The following is a 16,090-nucleotide window of genomic DNA, read 5'->3' on the forward strand; positions in this document are numbered from 1 at the left end:
CAGGGGGCCGCCACGCGGGTGCGTGGGGGATGCGCGCATTATCCGCCGTTGGTGGGGGGATACAAGCTGTCAGGGCTGTGCGGAGCCGGGCTTGTGCGGTTCACGCAACCAGCCGAGTAGGCCTGCCGTAGACGGGTCAAGGCCGGTCGTGTCTCCCGTCTGGAAGCGCGGCGTCAGGTCCTTGGCCAGGGTCTTGCCAAGTTCCACGCCCCATTGGTCAAAGCTGTTGATGCCCCAGATGACACCCGCGACGAAAACGCGGTGTTCGTACATGGCGAGCAGGGAGCCGAGTGATGTGGGGGTGAGTTCATCCAGGACGATGGTGGTGCTGGGCCGGTTGCCGGGAAAGTCCTGGTGGCCGGGGAGCTGGCTGCCGCTGGCCTTGCTGCCAATCATGAGAGCGCGCGATTGGGCGAGGGCATTGGCCATGAGGGCTTCGTGGTGGCCGTCGAAGTCATGGGTGGGTTTCTTGACCACGATGAATTCGGTGGACATGTTGCAGGTGCCCTGGTGCAGCCATTGGAAGAAGGCGTGCTGGCCGTTGCTGCCTTCTTCGCCCCAGGTGAGGCCGGCGGTGTTGTAGTTGAGGGGCTGGCCGTGGATGTCCACGCGCTTGCCGTTGCTTTCCATTTCCAGCTGTTGCAAGTAGGCGGGCAGGCGGCGCAGGCCGTGGTGGTAAGGCGCCACGCAGCGGCCGGTCTGGCGAAGGAAGGTGCTGTTCCAGACGTCGAGCAGGCCGAGCCAGACAGGCAGGTTGGTGTCCCAGGGCTGTTCGGCAAAGTGCTGGTCCATGGCGGCACCGCCACGGACAAACTCCAGAAAGCGATCCGGGCCAATGGCGATGGCCACAGGCAGACCCACGGCAGACCAGATGGAGAAGCGGCCGCCCATGCCAGCGGACATGGGCAATACGGTGTGGATGCCAAATTGGGCTGCCAGTTCCGGTTTGGAGGTGACGGCGACAAAGTGCTGGGCAACGTCCAGGCCACCGTTGTTCTGGAACCACTGCAGGGCAGATGTGGCGTTGCGCAGGGTTTCGTGCGTTCCCCAGGATTTGGAGACGACGATGAAGAGGGTGTTCTGTGGCTTCAGGCACTGGAGCTTTTCCTGCAGGTCGTGACCGTCCAGGTTGGAGACGATGCGGATTTCCTGTTGGCTGTTGCACCAGGGGGTGAGGGCCTGCAAGGCCAGATCCGGGCCCAGCCCGGAGCCGCCGATACCGATGTGGACGACATGGGAGATGTCCTTACGGCTGCGAATTTGTGTAGCCAGATCCAGCAGTTGCTGCATGGCAGGGGGAACCTGGTGTTGGCAGGACAGGCGCCAGTGGGCGTGATCGGCGGGGCGGTTTTCTGTATGGTTGACGACCTGGCCGGTTAGCAGTTGCTTGCGAGCAAATTGTAGTTGACGGGAGTTAGCCAATGCTTGCAAGGCGTTGACTACCTGTAAGTCCCATAGTTGCTTGGACAGATCCACCTGCACGCAAGGAGCTTGTCGCGAGAGAGAGAGAAAGCGGTCATCATCCTGCAGGAATACGCTGCACAGGTCAAAATTAGAAATAAATTTCTCGCTAAGCATATTCAAGTTATTATGAATTTGATGCATATTGATAAGCAGGTGGATCGTGTCGTGACTAAGTTGAGGTGCAGATGGATATCATCGCCTTCGAGAGAAAGTCAAAAAAATAATAGATCATATGAAACGGTGGTGCTAATCGAAGAAGTTTAAAGAGATATGCTGATGGAATGACTTACATGTCGAAAAGCTCAACAAGTCCAATAGGTGTGTTATCTGGGGAAATGACAACAAGAAATCGAACTTTGTGAGCATGCATGACTTCTTCTGCCTCAACTAGCCTTTCGGTAGGGGAAATTGTCAAAGGTTGGGTCGTCATGTGGTTGTCTACTGCATCTGAGAGTGAGATAGAAGTGCTGGTCAGGGCCCGGCGTAAGTCGCCATCTGTGAACAATCCAAGAAGATTTCCAGTGGTATCAGTTACAAGGGCCACGCCAAGGCGACCGGTTGTCATCGCAATCATGGTTTCATTGAGCGTTGATCCTGAAGCCACAAAGGGAAGCTGCTTGTGCATAACGTCTTGAACTCGAGTCAGCAGTTTGCGGCCTAGGCTTCCTCCGGGGTGAAAACGAGCGAAATCCTCGGGTTGGAAGTTTCTTTCGACTGAGAGGGTAACTGCCAAAACATCGCCCATGACTAGGGTGCAAGTTGTTGAACTGGTTGGTGCCAGGTTGTTATTGCAGGCCTCACGTGTAACGCCGACGTCAAGAACCACATCAGCATGTTTTGCTAAAGTAGAGGACATATTTCCTGTCATTGCAATAATCTTGTTATTTTGATGCTCAAGAAATGGGAGAATACGTAAAACTTCTTCAGTTTCACCAGAGTTCGATATAAGCAGCGCGGTGTCAACAGGACGAATCATGCCCAAGTCGCCATGAAATGCTTCGCCGGGATGTACAAAGAATGATGGCGTACCGGTAGATGCGAAAGTAGCAGCAATTTTCTGTCCAATGATTCCGGACTTGCCCATTCCGACTACCACCACTCTTCCTTCGGTCGATGTGATAATTTCAATGGCTTTGACAATAGAATCACTCATTCGTTCACGCATGGCCTCCAGGGCCTGAAGTTCTGCATTAATAACTTCAATAGCTTGAGAGAAAATTTTAGACATTTTATACTCCTTATTGTCGGGGCTCAGACATGGATTTTTTGAATCCTTGCGCAGAGTCATAAATGGATGATAGGTTTTTTGACTTCAAAATTTCGTCTGACAATTCGCGAAATGCGCCGTTGCCTCCCGAAGCTTTAAGCACATATGATGCTGCCCGCTTGACATAGGAGGGTGCATCGGCGACAGCATAACTAATTCCACAAACAGAAAAGGCAGGGAGATCAATGCTGTCATCGCCGATACAGACGGTTTGATGAGCCGGGACCCCGGCTTGAGCCATTAATTTTAGACAAGCGTCAGACTTATCTTTGACACCAAAGCTTGCTAAGCTGATACCTAAATCCTTGACGCGCTTGCGGAGCGTAGGGGAGTCACGGCCTGATAGGACAGCTACGCGAATTCCTGACTCCTCCAGCATGCGAATACCCAAGCCATCACGCACATGGAAAATCTTCAGGCATTCGCCTGTTTCGTTGTAAATGATGCTGCCATCGGTTAATACTCCATCAACGTCAGTAATGACAAGTTTGATTTGTGAAAGAGGAGATTGAATTGCTGACGGATCTTCGTCTCCAGACATGATTGCGCGAACTCGATCTAGACAAGCCTCTGTATCCACACCTGGTCCTGTGGGTGGAACTTTAAAAGCCTTGATGCGAATTCCCTCCGATAAAAGACGAAGTTGTTCAAGGCTTTCTGCATCTTCCAGTGCGGATGAAGGCAAGGTATTGTAGTGGCTCAATACATCTCTACGGTAAGCATATACTCCGATGTGCTTTAGATATGTGAGCTTTTCATCGTTGCGAGGATATGGGATACGAGACCTACTGAAGTATAACGCGTCACCATTGTTGCTCAATACAACTTTAACATGATTGGGGTTGTCTACCTCGTTTTCGGATAGTTCGTGGCATAGCGTACCGACCTGGATTTCAGGATCGTCTAACATTTTGTGTGCTAGCAAGGTAATGTCATCTGGTCGCACTAATGGTTCGTCACCTTGCAAGTTGATATAAATATCAGCAGGAAAGTGTTTGGAGACTTCTACTAGTCTATCGGTGCCAGAGTTGTGCAGGATGGAAGTCATAATGAAACGGCCACCAAAGTCTCTGACGCAATCTGCAATTCGGATGTCATCGGTTGCGACCACGACATCAGCTGATGCTGTGACTTCAAGTGCGCGTTCATAGACGTGCTGGATCATTGGCTTTCCGAGAATCTCTAATAGAGGCTTGCCAGGTAGGCGCGTAGAAGCATAGCGAGCAGGTATGACAATAGCAACACGACTCATAAATTAGACTCCAGCTTATTTGATGTCCAAGGTGGGGAATGATTTGACCAAATCATCGATCGCCTTGATTTGAGCTAGGAACGGTTCCAAGGACTTCAATGGCAGTGCGCTTGGTCCGTCGCATTTCGCCAGGTCAGGATTTTCATGGGCTTCGAGAAACAATCCTGCGAGTCCGACTGCCATGCCAGAGCGAGCAAGTTCAACAACTTGACGCCGTCTACCGCCAGACGCCTCACTTCCTGCATCTCGACGCTGCAAACTATGCGTCACATCAAATATGGCGGGGTAGCCGCCTGATGCTTCAATCATTTCTCTAAAGCCAAGCATGTCGACCACCAAATTATCATAGCCGAATTGAGTTCCTCGTTCACAAAGTATAATCTTGTTGTTACCTGATTCAATTATCTTTGTTGTAATATGCTTGATTTGACTGGGGGAGAGGAATTGTGGCTTTTTGATGTTAATAACACGGCCTGTTTTTGCAGTAGCAACAACTAGATCGGTTTGACGTGCCAAGAAAGCTGGGATTTGTAAGACATCGACAACTTCGGCAACTGGATTGACTTGATCGATTTCGTGAATGTCAGTAATAATAGGGCAATTAAACTCACTTTTAATCTTGGAGAAAATTTTAAGACCCTTGTCCATGCCAACGCCACGAAAAGATTTTATGGAGCTCCGGTTGGCTTTGTCAAAGCTTGCTTTGAATACATAAGGGATGTTGAGTTTGCTAGTTGTTTCAATAAAATGCTGGGCAGTACGTAGTGTGGTGTCAATGTCTTCGAGTACATTTAGGCCGCCAAAAAGTACGAATGGCAAGGAGTTAGAGATGCTGATTTCTTGTGTAATCTTGACGGTATTTGATTCGTTCATGATGGTCTTTTGATGAGGTTCTGCTAAGTAGGATGATGCTGTGATTTAAGGTTGCGCTAGTATGGATTGTAAATCATTGATATGCGGCATTGTTATAGAAAAAAATCAATCAAGTAGTTCCTATGTCTGTAGGCGTCTCCGCTCCAGATGGCAACGACCATATAGACATTGATCATAGATAGAATCCAGGCAAGTGGCAATATGTATTGTTTGCTAAATTTCTGATGCGAGCTTAACCAAATGCCGATGGTGGGCAGAAATAGGTATAGAAAACGCAAATAGATACTCATGTATGCAGAGGCAAGCAATGCGATGCTTGATAATAAGATGACGGGACGGTATTTTTCGTAATCGCCAATTTTCAATGGAAAGCCCGATATGATCAATGAAAAAAATAAAACAACAAAGGCAATCGATTTGGTTCCGCTTTGTTCATAAAAGCCTTCGTGTGCACCACCTTCGGTGTAAAAAATAATTTTTTGCAAGATTAGGCCGGTATATGCATCGAGGGCTACAAATGCAATAATGCTGGTGACTAGAATTAGTAGAAATATCTTCGTCCTCTTCCAGGCGAGCGGTATTAAAAATAATAGCGCGGTGACATGGAATTGCATTGCCAAGATGATTCCAAGGATATATTTTTTGTTTTCATTTGGATAGTGGCGATCATACGCTATTGCGCATATCAGGCTGGCAGTAAACTGTCTGATGGTGTTTAGTGGTAGGCCAGGAAAAAGCATCAGTGGTATTAGTGCAAGTAGTGTGGTTCTAAACTTCCAGCGGGTTAAGGTAAAAAGTAGAAATAGGTTAAATGAGCTGTAGGCAATGTAAAAGTACTTGAACTCAAGGCCAAGAAATTTTGCGGTTGAAGCTAGGAGTTCATAACCGAATTCAAACGTGCCATCTGAATAATAGTGTTCTTCATACATGAAGTAGTCATTTCCTTCATATTTCAATACATACAGTAATGCAATGAGAATTGCTAGAAATATGCGCGCAAGAACCCTAATGTCGCTTTGCTTTGATTTGCTAATGGTGAGTGACTGCATGATGTGTATGAGCTAGTATTGCTTATATCAAGTATGTATGAGCATTATATATTGCCGCGATTGCATAGATGGTTGTAGAGATTGCGATTGTAATTGGGTTTGCAAGCATGATTTTATCTGTGGCTCTAATGTAGATGGCCATTGAAAGTCGGAGTGTGAAATAGAAAAGACCAGCCAGGCCGGCAATAGCTATCATTGATCCTCTGGTTGCGGCGTAATACTTGAATCCCAGAAATGCTAGCAGCAAAGATATGGTGATGATTAATGCAAGCAGTGTTTTGTTATTGATTTGAAGATATTCGAATGTTGGGCCAAATGCAGTCGAGCACGCAATGCCTGTGGAAAGAATTAAGGCGGATTGAGTGAAATCTGGGCCAGCATTTCCAAGATGCTTTGCTAGAATTGGGGTGAGTAATGAAATTAAAGCTAATGCCACGCATGAAATTATAAATGCACGAGTTTGTAATTGCTTCAACTTTTTTTGTTTGTCGGCGTCTGAGGAAAGTCCGCGCAAATATGGCTCTGTGGTTTTTGATAGTGCCATTGCTGGAAACATGGCAGTCATGGCAAGCATAAAAATCAGGTCGTAACTCCCCGCTTTGCTGGCCCCTAATACGGCATTTACTAGTAAGACATCCAGTCTATCAACAGAAGCCAAGAGTGCTACTGGAATGCCTATTGAGAGTAACTGACGAGAGTTGATCTTAATGGATTTTTTTAACGTGATTTTCCTTTGCCCTATAAATTGATTGTATTTTTTTCTTGTTCGGAATAATGAAATTGCTTGTGCTGCTAACATGGCAAGGCTTGCTGATAATGCGCTGGGAATTGCCAGTGTGCATGCTACTAGCAGTGGGGCTCTAATTATTCGCTGTGTGAAATTTAAATCAATTTGTGCTTGCGCAGGATCATCAACATGGCGCCAAATGGTATTGGCGATATTGTACGCTATGGTGAATGGCATAATTGCGATGCTGGCATAATAGATTGATGCTGGCAAGTTGTTGTTAAATATATGCTCTGAGAGAATTGTAAAACTTGCCGCTAATAGCATTATGCCAGTGCATACAAGTGCAGCAGATGTTATTAGGGCGCTGGCGACTGAGTGACGATAGTTGGATTGACTTTGGATATAGCGACTAATTAATCGTTCGATTCCTAGTGCTAGAAACGGGATCATTAAAACGGAGAAGTTTGAACCTACACGGAAAATGCCGAATTCCTCAGGACTCATGATGCGTGTCAGCCACAATGTAGCAATTAGCATGAGCATATTGCCCGCTATGTTAGACGCTACGCCATAATATACGCCCTTAATGTTCATCTGTTCTGCTCTGGCTACTTTTGCTGTTTGTGATAATCTTTGCGATGTCCTTGTGTGAAGATAAGTTTTCATCCAAGAAGTGACCGTTAATGAAGAATTTGCTTTTCATTTCCGCAAAGATTTTTTGAGGGTTTTGTTTTTTAATTATTTGGTTGCCTTGTTTGGGTATATCGATCAGATGGGATTCGAATTGTTCACGGGTTTTGGTGTGAATTATGCCTGGTAGGTGGTCGTAGAATGAGTTGCCTAAGACGATTACGGGAATTTGCTTCAAGTACGCGTCCAGTCCGGTCATTGAGTTTACGGTTATCACTACCGCAGCGTTAGCTAGATCGTCATCTAGGCTAGCGCTTGAGATGTACGTGTGTTCTGTAGTTTTGACTTTCTGGTAAAAGCCCGGTGTATATTTGCGCCTATATAGTGGATGCTCCCTAAATTTAATCGGCATGCCTAATGTTTTGCTGGCGCTAACTACCCACTGAAATAGTAGTTCGTCTGTAATATTGTTGGGATTGTGGTGGATGTTATTGGCATCATCTGGTACTTGTAATGCAACTAAAATTTCGGGTTTCTTTGAATTTGCGTCTGCGTAAGGCTTTTTGGTGCACTCTTTATATTCATTTTCTGTAATTTTTTTGAATGAAAGCTTATCCCATTCGGGAGGGACTTTGTTGATGAGTTTTAATGCGCTGACTATGAGGTAGTCTAGGCCTCGATAGATTGGATTGCGCTTGTAGCGCTTATTTCTGACTGTTGCCTCTGGTTCAAAGCCATATCCTGTGAGCTCGGCGGTTTTGAATCGGAACGAGCAATTTGCATTTACCCCTGTATTGTCGAGAATTGTTGTTGAGTTTGGGCCTTGCTCAAAATAGTAGCGTTTTCCCGTGAAATTAATAGAGGTGAGGTGGTGTTGTAGGGCTTCGCATGCAATTCGTGTGTCGCCAGAGAAGATTACTGCATCGGGATTGTAATTGGAGATAATTTCTTGCATTAGATGTAAGTACTTCTCGGCGCGTAATTTTGTTTTTTCTATGTAAATTGAGCCGCGCTCTTCCCCAGTCGTAATGTGATATTTTGCGATTTTTTCTAATACATCATCATGCTCGCTTTTGCCTCCTGAATTTCGCCGCAGAAATATTCTGAGCGGAAGTAGCACAGTTTTTTTTCTTCGCGCCAGCATGTAGAGCCAAGCGCTGGGAAAGATGGATAAATGGAGAAACTCAGCATTCGGGTCAATTTTTTTGGTTTCCTCTTCGATCGAGTGAAAAAATCTTGCGAATGAGTCGTAATATATTATGCTGAGATATTTCATTCTGTCGACCTGTTGTATTTATTTTTCATTGAAATGCTAGACGATGATTTATTGCCTGTGAATGGATTTCGGTTTGCACAACAGTTGTTGGTAATTTCTCGTGGGGCGAATTGGCATTTGATTTTCTTGTTTTCTTATCGCTATTTCCGCATACGCTTTTGGCTCTATGCCGTTTCCAGTGGGAATTGACTTCTCAACAAACATGACGGTAGCGCCCGTAGTCGCGGGCGACGGCCGGCACCAGGGGGTTCTGCGGTAGATGCTTGAGCTTGGACATGCGCAGGTAGGCCATGGCAATGAAGTTCTCGACGTTGCGGAAGCCTCGGGCGGCGGTCTTGGTCTGTTGGAGCAGGCCGTTCATCGCTTCGACGTAGGCGTTGCTGCGTCCGTCGAGCATGCCGCGCACGACGCCACCGAGGTGCGCCTTCAGGGTGAGGGCCAGCCGCTTGAAGGGCTCCAGGCGGCTGCGGCGCGCCCAGCTCAGCCATTTGCTCATGGCCCCTTGCGCGATCTCTTCGTTGTTGCTCGCGGCTGCATCGCGATAGACCAGCCGCAGTGCCTGCTTCAGGCGCCAGGCGCGCGCGCTCTTCAGATTCGAGCGTTGCAGCCAGTGCATCGCCTCGAACTGGGCATGGGTCCAGCCCACCGGGTTCTTGCGCATGCCCCACAGCAGCTGTCGCAGCGTCTTCTTGCTCTGCGCGCCGACCGCTTCGCGCACCGCTGCCGCCGAGCTGCGCATCTCTTCGCGACGCACCTCGTCCATCGCCGCGTTGGCCAGCGCCACGACATGAAAACGGTCGTAGCTGATCCGGGCATTGGGCAGCGACTGGCCGATCCCCTTGGCGTAGGCCGCGCTCATGTCGATACAGGCATGCTCGATGGCCAGCGGATCGCCACCGTGCGCACGCATGTCCTGGGCAAAGGCCTGCAACGTGCCGTGATCGCGGCCGGGAGTGGCGAACAGCAAGCGCTTGGCCTCGAGGTCATGCACCACGGTGATGTACTCGTGCCCGCGCTTGACGCTGGTCTCGTCGATCCCGACGTAGCGCACGCCCGACATGTCGTCCTTGGCACGGGCCACCTCGACGTAATGGCGCACTCGACGCCACAGGCGCTTGGGCGCCACGCGCAACTGGTTGGCCGCTTGGCGCACCGGCATCTCCCGGCACAGCGACAGGCTCAGCGCCTCGAACAGCAGGGTAAAGCCGCTCCCTTCACGCGCCCACGGCACCGGCAACTGCGTGGTCTTGCCGCAGCCCTTGCACTGCACGCGCGGGATCTCGGCATGCAGCCACGCTTCGAACTGAAAGAAGTCCAGGTGACGCCAGCTGCGCCGCACGCGGTCGTGGATCAGCTGGTGCTCGACCCCACACGCCGGACACGTCGCACGACCGCCGGTGTGCTCGACCTCGAAGTCGATCCGGCGCTTGGCTGTGTTGAGCTCGACCTTGGCGACGTGCCAGGGCGGCTGCAGGCCGAGCGCGGTGGTGAAGAGGGCTTCAATCTGGGTGTTCATGCGGTGCGAGGTCAGCGTCAGTGTCGGGCGGTTGTACCACCGATCATCATGTTTGTTGAGAAGTCAATTCCCACTGGAAACGGCATAGAGCCACGCTTTTTCATTAATTGTTTTATAAATGTATCAGAAGGACTACAGGAGTTGGTGCTCTACAAACTTGACAGGATGAGTATGCCATATGGTTATAATTGCTGGATAGATTACTCATTTATTGCAATTTTATGACAAATTTGTCGGTATCGAGCGCTGTGCTACGTAAAGCAGTTTTCCCGATTGCGGGCTTGGGTACACGGTTCCTGCCTGCCACTAAGGCTAGCCCCAAGGAGATGTTGACTGTCGTGGACAAGCCTTTGATCCAGTATGCGGTCGAAGAGGCCTATGAAGCCGGAATTCGTCAGATGATCTTTGTGACTGGGCGCACCAAGCGCTCAATTGAAGATCATTTTGACACCGCCTACGAACTGGAGTCCGAATTGGAGGCCGCAGGCAAGCAGGAGCTGTTGAATGTTGTCCACAGCATCAAGCCAGATGACATGCAGTGTGTCTATGTGCGCCAGCACCGCGCACTCGGCTTGGGCCATGCCGTCATGTGCGCACGTGAACTGGTTGGGCAGGAGGCGTTCGCCTTGATCCTGGCAGACGATCTGATGGTGGGGCAACCTTCTATCATGACGCAGATGATTGCCCAGTACAACGAATGGCGTGCCAGCATCCTGGCCGTGCAGGACGTGCCGCGTGAAGACACGCGCAAGTACGGCATCGTTTCCGGCACGCAAGTCAAGGAGCACCTGTTGGATGTCAGTGGTATTGTCGAAAAGCCCAAGGCAGAAGAAGCACCCAGCACGTTGGCTGTGGCGGGGCGCTACATCCTCACTCCCGGCATCTTTGACGAAATCGCCCATGTCCAGCCCGGCGCTGGTGGCGAAATTCAGCTCACCGACGCCATCGCCTCCCTGCTGCGCCGCGAAAAGGTCTTTGCCTACCGCTACCAGGGCACCCGTTATGACTGTGGTAGCAAGCTTGGCTTCCTGCAAGCGACAGTCGATTTGGCGCAAAAACACCCGGAAGTAGGTATGGACTTTTCCCAATGGCTGACAGGTCGTCTGCAGTCGTAACCATTGATTCCCTGTACCCTTTCAACCACAAACTTTTGCAATGATCCCCGTTCGCACAGCTTGGAGTGTACAAATGCACAATCCTCTTGTACCTCCTGTGCGAGGATACGCACCATGAAAAATGGCAACGGTGGCCAAGAGCCACACATGTTCAAGTATTTCTACCTCAGGCTGATGCTGGGCCTGCTCTTCGTCTGTGGCCTGCCGCTGCTGCTCCTGCCCGCCTGGCGCCACCTGCTGCCGCAAGGCCAGTTGTACGAGAGCTGGAATGTCTTGCTGGTGGGGCTTGGCTTTGTCGCCACCATGCTCAGCTTACGTAAGATGAACTGGTTTCCAGGGACGCGTTCCGTGCTGGCCAGTATTCCGGTGTTGCTGGGATGGTATGGTGTCCTGTTGGGTGTGCTGTTCCTGTTCCGGATGAGTTACAGCATTCCCTACCTGACCATTGGGTTTACGCTGAGCCTGCTCTGGCTGATGGCGTAGGCCTATATGCTGCGCCGCTCCCACCGCATGACCTTGGCCTATGTGCCGATGGGCCGGGCCGATCATGTAGAAAGCATCGAAGGGGTCAACTGGTATCGTCTGGAAGAGCCGCGCATGCCGCAAGGAGTTCGCATTGACGCCATCGTGGCGGATCTGCACACTCCCCACATGCCAGACGAGTGGCAAAAATTCCTGGCCGAATGTGCGTTGCAGCATCGCCTGGTCTACAACATTCGTCAGGCAGAAGAGTCGCTGACCGGTCGCATCAAGATCCAGCACATGTACGAAAACAACCTGGGCTCGCTGCTGCCGTCGCCCATGTACATGTGGATCAAGTACCTGCTGGAATCAGTGCTGATCATCCTGTCCTTTCCCATCACCCTGCCGATCATGCTGGTCACAGCCATCCTGATCAAGCTGGAAGATGGCGGCTCCATCTTCTTCAACCAGGAGCGGGTAGGGTACCGGGGAAAGCCCTTCAAGATGTACAAGTTCCGCAGCATGACGGAAAACCAGACCGTCAACCAGCAGCAGACCACCAGCCATGGCGACAAGCGCATTACCCGTATTGGCCGCTTTATCCGCAAGGTACGCATTGATGAGCTGCCGCAATTCTTCAACGTGCTCAAGGGCGACATGGCCCTGATTGGTCCGCGTGCTGAATACAAGAAATTTGCCGATGAGCTATCGGAACAGGTGCCGTTCTACATGTACAGGCACATCGTCAAGCCTGGCATTACCGGATGGGCTCAGGTCATGTACGGCTACGCCACGGGCGCCGATGAAACCCAGATCAAGATCGAGCACGACTTCTACTACATCAAGTACTTCTCATTCTGGCTGGATGTGATCATCGTCTTCAAGACCATTCGTACCATGCTCACCGGCTTCGGTGCGCGTTAATTTTTTGAGGAAAAAATGAGTATTCTTGTAACCGGCGGAGCCGGCTTTATTGGTGGCAACTTTGCGCTGGACTGGTTCAAGCAGTCTGATGAGGTATTGATCAACCTCGACAAGCTGACCTATGCCGGCAACATGGAAACCCTGTCTTCGCTGCAGGACAACCCCAACCACATCTTCGTCCAGGGCGATATCGGCGACAAGGCATTGGTTGATCAGTTGCTGGCTACACACCAGCCACGCGCCATCATCAACTTCGCCGCCGAAAGCCACGTAGACCGCTCCATCCACGGCCCGGAAGACTTTATCCAGACCAACATCGTTGGCACCTTCCACCTGCTCGAATCGGTCCGTGCCTACTACAACGGCCTGTCGCCGGAAAAGCAGGCCGCCTTCCGCTTCCTGCACGTCTCCACCGACGAGGTCTACGGCACCCTCAGCCCGGACTCGCCGGCCTTTACCGAGCAGCACGCGTATGAGCCCAACAGCCCCTACAGCGCCAGCAAGGCCGCCAGCGACCACCTGGTGCGCGCCTACCACCACACCTACGGCCTGCCGGTACTCACTACCAACTGCAGCAACAACTACGGCCCCTACCACTTCCCGGAAAAACTCATCCCGCTCATGATCGTCAACGCCCTGGCCGGCAAGCCGCTGCCGATCTACGGCGACGGCATGCAGGTGCGTGACTGGCTCTACGTCACCGACCACTGCAGCGCCATCCGCCGCGTACTCGAAGCCGGCCAGCTGGGTGAAACCTATAACGTTGGCGGCTGGAACGAAAAACCCAATATCGAGATCGTCCAGACCATCTGCCGCCTGCTGGACCAGCTGCGCCCGCGTGCCGACGGCAAGAGCTACGCTGAACAAATCACTTATGTGACTGACCGTCCTGGCCACGACCGCCGCTACGCCATCGATGCACGCAAGCTGGAACGTGAACTCGGCTGGCGACCGGCCGAAACCTTCGACACCGGCATCGCCAAGACCGTGCAGTGGTATCTGGACAACCCGACCTGGGTGCAAAACGTCCAGAGCGGTGCCTACCGTGACTGGGTCAGCAAACAATACCAGCAGGGCTGAGCCATGACAAAACGCATTCTGTTATTGGGCAAGAATGGGCAGGTTGGCTGGGAACTGCAGCGCAGCCTGGCCCCACTGGGGGAACTCTGGGCACTCGGCCGTGATGCAGCCAGCAACCCGCACTGGCAGGGACAGCCCTTGCACGGTGATTTGGCCGACCCCGACGCGCTGGCACGTACCGTCCAGCTGCTGCAGCCCGACGTCATCGTCAATGCCGCTGCCTACACAGCGGTGGACAAGGCCGAAAGCGAGCCCGAACTGGCCCACACCATCAACGCCACCGCCGTAGGCGTGCTGGCGCAACAGGCGCAGGCACTGGACGCGCTGCTGGTGCATTACTCCACCGACTACGTGTTTGACGGCAGTGGCCAGCAGCCCTGGCCAGTCGATGCCTCTACCGGCCCGCTCAACGTCTATGGCCACAGCAAGCTGGCTGGTGAACAGCAGATCCGCGCCAGCGGTGCAGCGCACCTGATTTTCCGCACCAGCTGGGTCTACGCCGCACGCGGCGGCAACTTTGCCAAGACCATGCTGCGCCTGGCGCAGGAGCGTGATGCCCTCAGCGTCATCAACGACCAATGGGGCGCACCCACCGGCGCAGAACTGATTGCCGATGTGACCGCGCATGCCGTGCGCCAGTACCTGGCTGGCGATACCGCCTGCACAGGCACCTACCATCTGGCCGCCAGCGGTGAAACCAGCTGGCATGGCTACGCGCAGCATGTGCTGGCACAGGCCCAAGGCCAGGGTGTGGCCCTGCGCGTCGCGTCTGAGGCCGTCGCCGCCATCCCGTCCAGCGCCTATCCGGTACCGGCGCAACGCCCGGCCAACTCGCGCCTGGACACTACGCGCCTGCAGCAGGCGCTTGGCCTGACCTTGCCGCCGTGGCAGCAGGGTGTGGATCGTATGCTGCAAGAAATCCTGGCCTGAGGCCCATCTATCAACAGCAAGATTATTGACATGACTATCAATCGCAAAGGCATCATCCTCGCCGGAGGTTCCGGCACCCGTCTGCACCCCGCCACCCTGGCCATCAGCAAGCAGTTGTTGCCGGTGTACGACAAGCCCATGATCTACTACCCGCTCAGCATCCTGATGTTGGCCGGCATCCGCGAAGTGCTGATCATTTCCACGCCGCAGGACACGCCGCGCTTCCAGCAACTGCTCGGCGATGGCTCGCAGTGGGGCATCAAGCTGCAGTACGCTGTTCAGCCCAGCCCGGATGGCCTGGCTCAGGCCTTCTTGATCGGTGAGGAGTTTATTGGCGATGATCCCTGCGCATTGGTGTTGGGTGACAACATTTTCTATGGTCACGACATGGCGCACCTGCTGGAGCAGGCGCATCAGTGCACGGAAGGTGCCACTGTGTTTGCCTACCATGTGCACGACCCCGAGCGCTACGGCGTGGTCGAGTTTGATGCCCATGGCAAGGCCATTGGCATCGAGGAAAAGCCGGCCCAGCCCAAGTCTAGCTATGCCGTCACCGGCCTGTATTTTTACGACAACGACGTGATCGAGATCGCGAAAAACGTCAAGCCCAGCGCCCGCGGCGAACTGGAAATCACCAGCGTCAACCAGGCCTACCTGGAGCGCGGCCAGCTGCAGGTGCAGACCATGACGCGCGGCTATGCCTGGCTCGATACCGGCACGCACGAAAGCCTGCTCGAGGCCAGCCACTTCATCGCCACGCTGGAACGCCGCCAGGGCCTGAAAATCGCCTGCCCGGAAGAAATCGCCTGGCGCCTGCGCTATATCGATGATACCCAGCTGGCCAAGTTGGCGGAGCCCTTGAAGAAAAATGGTTACGGCCAGTATCTGCTGCGTATGCTGCAGCATGGAGATCACGCATGAATGCCATCAAGACTACGATCCCCGACGTTTTTATCCTGGAGCCTCGCGTTTTTGGCGATGCACGTGGTTTCTTCTTCGAAAGTTTCAACCAACGCGTGTTTGACGAGTTGACTGGCACCAACCACAGCTTCGTTCAGGACAACCACTCCCGCTCCGCGAAGGGGGTGCTGCGCGGCATGCATTTCCAGACGCAACAGGCCCAGGGCAAGCTGGTGCGCGTGGTGCGTGGCAAGGTGTTTGACGTGGCCGTGGATATCCGCAAGGACTCGCCCGCCTATGGCCAGTGGTTTGGTTTGGAGCTCAGCGAAGAGAGCCAGCGCATGCTGTGGGTCCCGCCTGGCCTGGCGCACGGCTTTCTGGTGCTCAGCGACACGGCGGAATTCCTCTACAAGACAACCGATTACTACGCGCCGCAGTACGAGGCAAGTCTGGCCTGGAATGATCCGACCGTGAATATTGATTGGCCCTTGGCTGACAATGGCATTGTCGAGCCTCAGCTATCAGCGAAAGATCAGCAGGCTCTAACGCTGCAGGAAGTTGCCAACATGGTGTGAAGCAATGATGTGCTGGTGATTGATTGAAGTTTGTGTTCGTGAAGGAA

15 protein-coding genes are annotated in these 16,090 nt (G+C 52.4%); 7 read left to right on the forward strand and 8 right to left on the reverse strand.

Annotated features, from left to right (window positions below; all coding sequences use genetic code 11):
• Positions 1–69 precede the first annotated feature (69 nt).
• The 8 genes from pgi to V1261_RS06020 all read right to left on the reverse strand — a co-directional run bounded on the left by pgi (position 70) and on the right by V1261_RS06020 (position 10,057).
• On the reverse strand, positions 70–1,605 hold the full coding sequence (pgi, locus tag V1261_RS05985; protein ID WP_329770712.1) for a glucose-6-phosphate isomerase: 1,536 nt from the start codon (positions 1,603–1,605) through the stop codon (positions 70–72).
• A gap of 145 nt (positions 1,606–1,750) precedes the next feature.
• Positions 1,751–2,692: a KpsF/GutQ family sugar-phosphate isomerase gene (locus V1261_RS05990; protein WP_329770713.1), complete on the reverse strand. Its 942-nt coding sequence runs from the start codon at positions 2,690–2,692 to the stop codon at positions 1,751–1,753.
• Between the two features lie 10 nt (positions 2,693–2,702).
• The gene (gene kdsB, locus V1261_RS05995) at positions 2,703–3,983 is read right to left on the reverse strand and encodes a 3-deoxy-manno-octulosonate cytidylyltransferase (protein WP_329770714.1); all 1,281 of its coding nucleotides are present in this window, start codon (positions 3,981–3,983) and stop codon (positions 2,703–2,705) included.
• 15 nt (positions 3,984–3,998) lie between these two features.
• Entirely contained in the window at positions 3,999–4,856 is an 858-nt protein-coding gene (gene kdsA, locus V1261_RS06000; protein ID WP_329770715.1) for a 3-deoxy-8-phosphooctulonate synthase, read from the reverse strand.
• Positions 4,857–4,948: 92 nt separating this feature from the next.
• Positions 4,949–5,905 (reverse strand): EpsG family protein, encoded by a 957-nt coding sequence (locus V1261_RS06005; RefSeq protein ID WP_329770717.1) that lies wholly within the window; start codon positions 5,903–5,905, stop codon positions 4,949–4,951.
• A 22-nt stretch (positions 5,906–5,927) separates the two neighbouring features.
• Positions 5,928–7,229, reverse strand: a complete 1,302-nt coding sequence (locus tag V1261_RS06010) for a lipopolysaccharide biosynthesis protein (protein WP_329770718.1) — start codon at positions 7,227–7,229, stop codon at positions 5,928–5,930.
• Positions 7,219–8,541, reverse strand: a complete 1,323-nt coding sequence (locus V1261_RS06015) for a capsular polysaccharide export protein, LipB/KpsS family (RefSeq protein WP_329770719.1) — start codon at positions 8,539–8,541, stop codon at positions 7,219–7,221. Before V1261_RS06015 ends, V1261_RS06010 begins: the two co-directional genes overlap by 11 nt.
• A gap of 193 nt (positions 8,542–8,734) precedes the next feature.
• On the reverse strand, positions 8,735–10,057 hold the full coding sequence (locus V1261_RS06020) for an ISL3 family transposase (RefSeq protein ID WP_329770720.1): 1,323 nt from the start codon (positions 10,055–10,057) through the stop codon (positions 8,735–8,737).
• Positions 10,058–10,278: 221 nt separating this feature from the next.
• Between V1261_RS06020 and galU the strand changes: the two genes are divergently transcribed.
• The 7 genes from galU to rfbC all read left to right on the forward strand — a co-directional run bounded on the left by galU (position 10,279) and on the right by rfbC (position 16,043).
• Entirely contained in the window at positions 10,279–11,172 is an 894-nt protein-coding gene (galU, locus tag V1261_RS06025; RefSeq protein ID WP_329770721.1) for a UTP--glucose-1-phosphate uridylyltransferase GalU, read from the forward strand.
• A gap of 114 nt (positions 11,173–11,286) precedes the next feature.
• On the forward strand, positions 11,287–11,655 hold the full coding sequence (locus V1261_RS06030) for a hypothetical protein (protein ID WP_329770722.1): 369 nt from the start codon (positions 11,287–11,289) through the stop codon (positions 11,653–11,655).
• A gap of 6 nt (positions 11,656–11,661) precedes the next feature.
• Complete coding sequence (locus tag V1261_RS06035) at positions 11,662–12,558, forward strand: exopolysaccharide biosynthesis polyprenyl glycosylphosphotransferase (RefSeq protein WP_329770723.1); 897 nt, start codon at positions 11,662–11,664, stop codon at positions 12,556–12,558.
• Positions 12,559–12,573: 15 nt separating this feature from the next.
• Positions 12,574–13,638 (forward strand): dTDP-glucose 4,6-dehydratase, encoded by a 1,065-nt coding sequence (gene rfbB, locus V1261_RS06040; RefSeq protein ID WP_329770724.1) that lies wholly within the window; start codon positions 12,574–12,576, stop codon positions 13,636–13,638.
• 3 nt (positions 13,639–13,641) lie between these two features.
• On the forward strand, positions 13,642–14,568 hold the full coding sequence (rfbD, locus tag V1261_RS06045; protein WP_329770725.1) for a dTDP-4-dehydrorhamnose reductase: 927 nt from the start codon (positions 13,642–13,644) through the stop codon (positions 14,566–14,568).
• A 30-nt stretch (positions 14,569–14,598) separates the two neighbouring features.
• Positions 14,599–15,489, forward strand: a complete 891-nt coding sequence (rfbA, locus tag V1261_RS06050; RefSeq protein WP_329770726.1) for a glucose-1-phosphate thymidylyltransferase RfbA — start codon at positions 14,599–14,601, stop codon at positions 15,487–15,489.
• On the forward strand, positions 15,486–16,043 hold the full coding sequence (gene rfbC, locus V1261_RS06055; RefSeq protein WP_329770727.1) for a dTDP-4-dehydrorhamnose 3,5-epimerase: 558 nt from the start codon (positions 15,486–15,488) through the stop codon (positions 16,041–16,043). Before rfbA ends, rfbC begins: the two co-directional genes overlap by 4 nt.
• Positions 16,044–16,090: the final 47 nt, after the last annotated feature.

The sequence above is a fragment of the Brachymonas sp. J145 genome (assembly GCF_036312245.1).
GTDB lineage: Bacteria > Pseudomonadota > Gammaproteobacteria > Burkholderiales > Burkholderiaceae_C > Brachymonas > Brachymonas wangyanguii.

Coding starts and splice junctions, on each gene's coding strand:
- V1261_RS06010 (WP_329770718.1), bottom strand. CDS start 7,229: ATGAACATTAAGGGCGTATATTATGGCGTAGCGTCTAACATAGCGGGC.
- kdsA (WP_329770715.1), bottom strand. CDS start 4,856: ATGAACGAATCAAATACCGTCAAGATTACACAAGAAATCAGCATCTCT.
- V1261_RS06005 (WP_329770717.1), bottom strand. CDS start 5,905: ATGCAGTCACTCACCATTAGCAAATCAAAGCAAAGCGACATTAGGGTT.
- kdsB (WP_329770714.1), bottom strand. CDS start 3,983: ATGAGTCGTGTTGCTATTGTCATACCTGCTCGCTATGCTTCTACGCGC.
- V1261_RS06035 (WP_329770723.1), top strand. CDS start 11,662: ATGCTGCGCCGCTCCCACCGCATGACCTTGGCCTATGTGCCGATGGGC.
- galU (WP_329770721.1), top strand. CDS start 10,279: ATGACAAATTTGTCGGTATCGAGCGCTGTGCTACGTAAAGCAGTTTTC.
- V1261_RS06030 (WP_329770722.1), top strand. CDS start 11,287: ATGAAAAATGGCAACGGTGGCCAAGAGCCACACATGTTCAAGTATTTC.
- rfbB (WP_329770724.1), top strand. CDS start 12,574: ATGAGTATTCTTGTAACCGGCGGAGCCGGCTTTATTGGTGGCAACTTT.
- rfbC (WP_329770727.1), top strand. CDS start 15,486: ATGAATGCCATCAAGACTACGATCCCCGACGTTTTTATCCTGGAGCCT.
- rfbA (WP_329770726.1), top strand. CDS start 14,599: ATGACTATCAATCGCAAAGGCATCATCCTCGCCGGAGGTTCCGGCACC.
- V1261_RS05990 (WP_329770713.1), bottom strand. CDS start 2,692: ATGTCTAAAATTTTCTCTCAAGCTATTGAAGTTATTAATGCAGAACTT.
- V1261_RS06015 (WP_329770719.1), bottom strand. CDS start 8,541: ATGAAATATCTCAGCATAATATATTACGACTCATTCGCAAGATTTTTT.
- rfbD (WP_329770725.1), top strand. CDS start 13,642: ATGACAAAACGCATTCTGTTATTGGGCAAGAATGGGCAGGTTGGCTGG.
- V1261_RS06020 (WP_329770720.1), bottom strand. CDS start 10,057: ATGAACACCCAGATTGAAGCCCTCTTCACCACCGCGCTCGGCCTGCAG.
- pgi (WP_329770712.1), bottom strand. CDS start 1,605: ATGCATCAAATTCATAATAACTTGAATATGCTTAGCGAGAAATTTATT.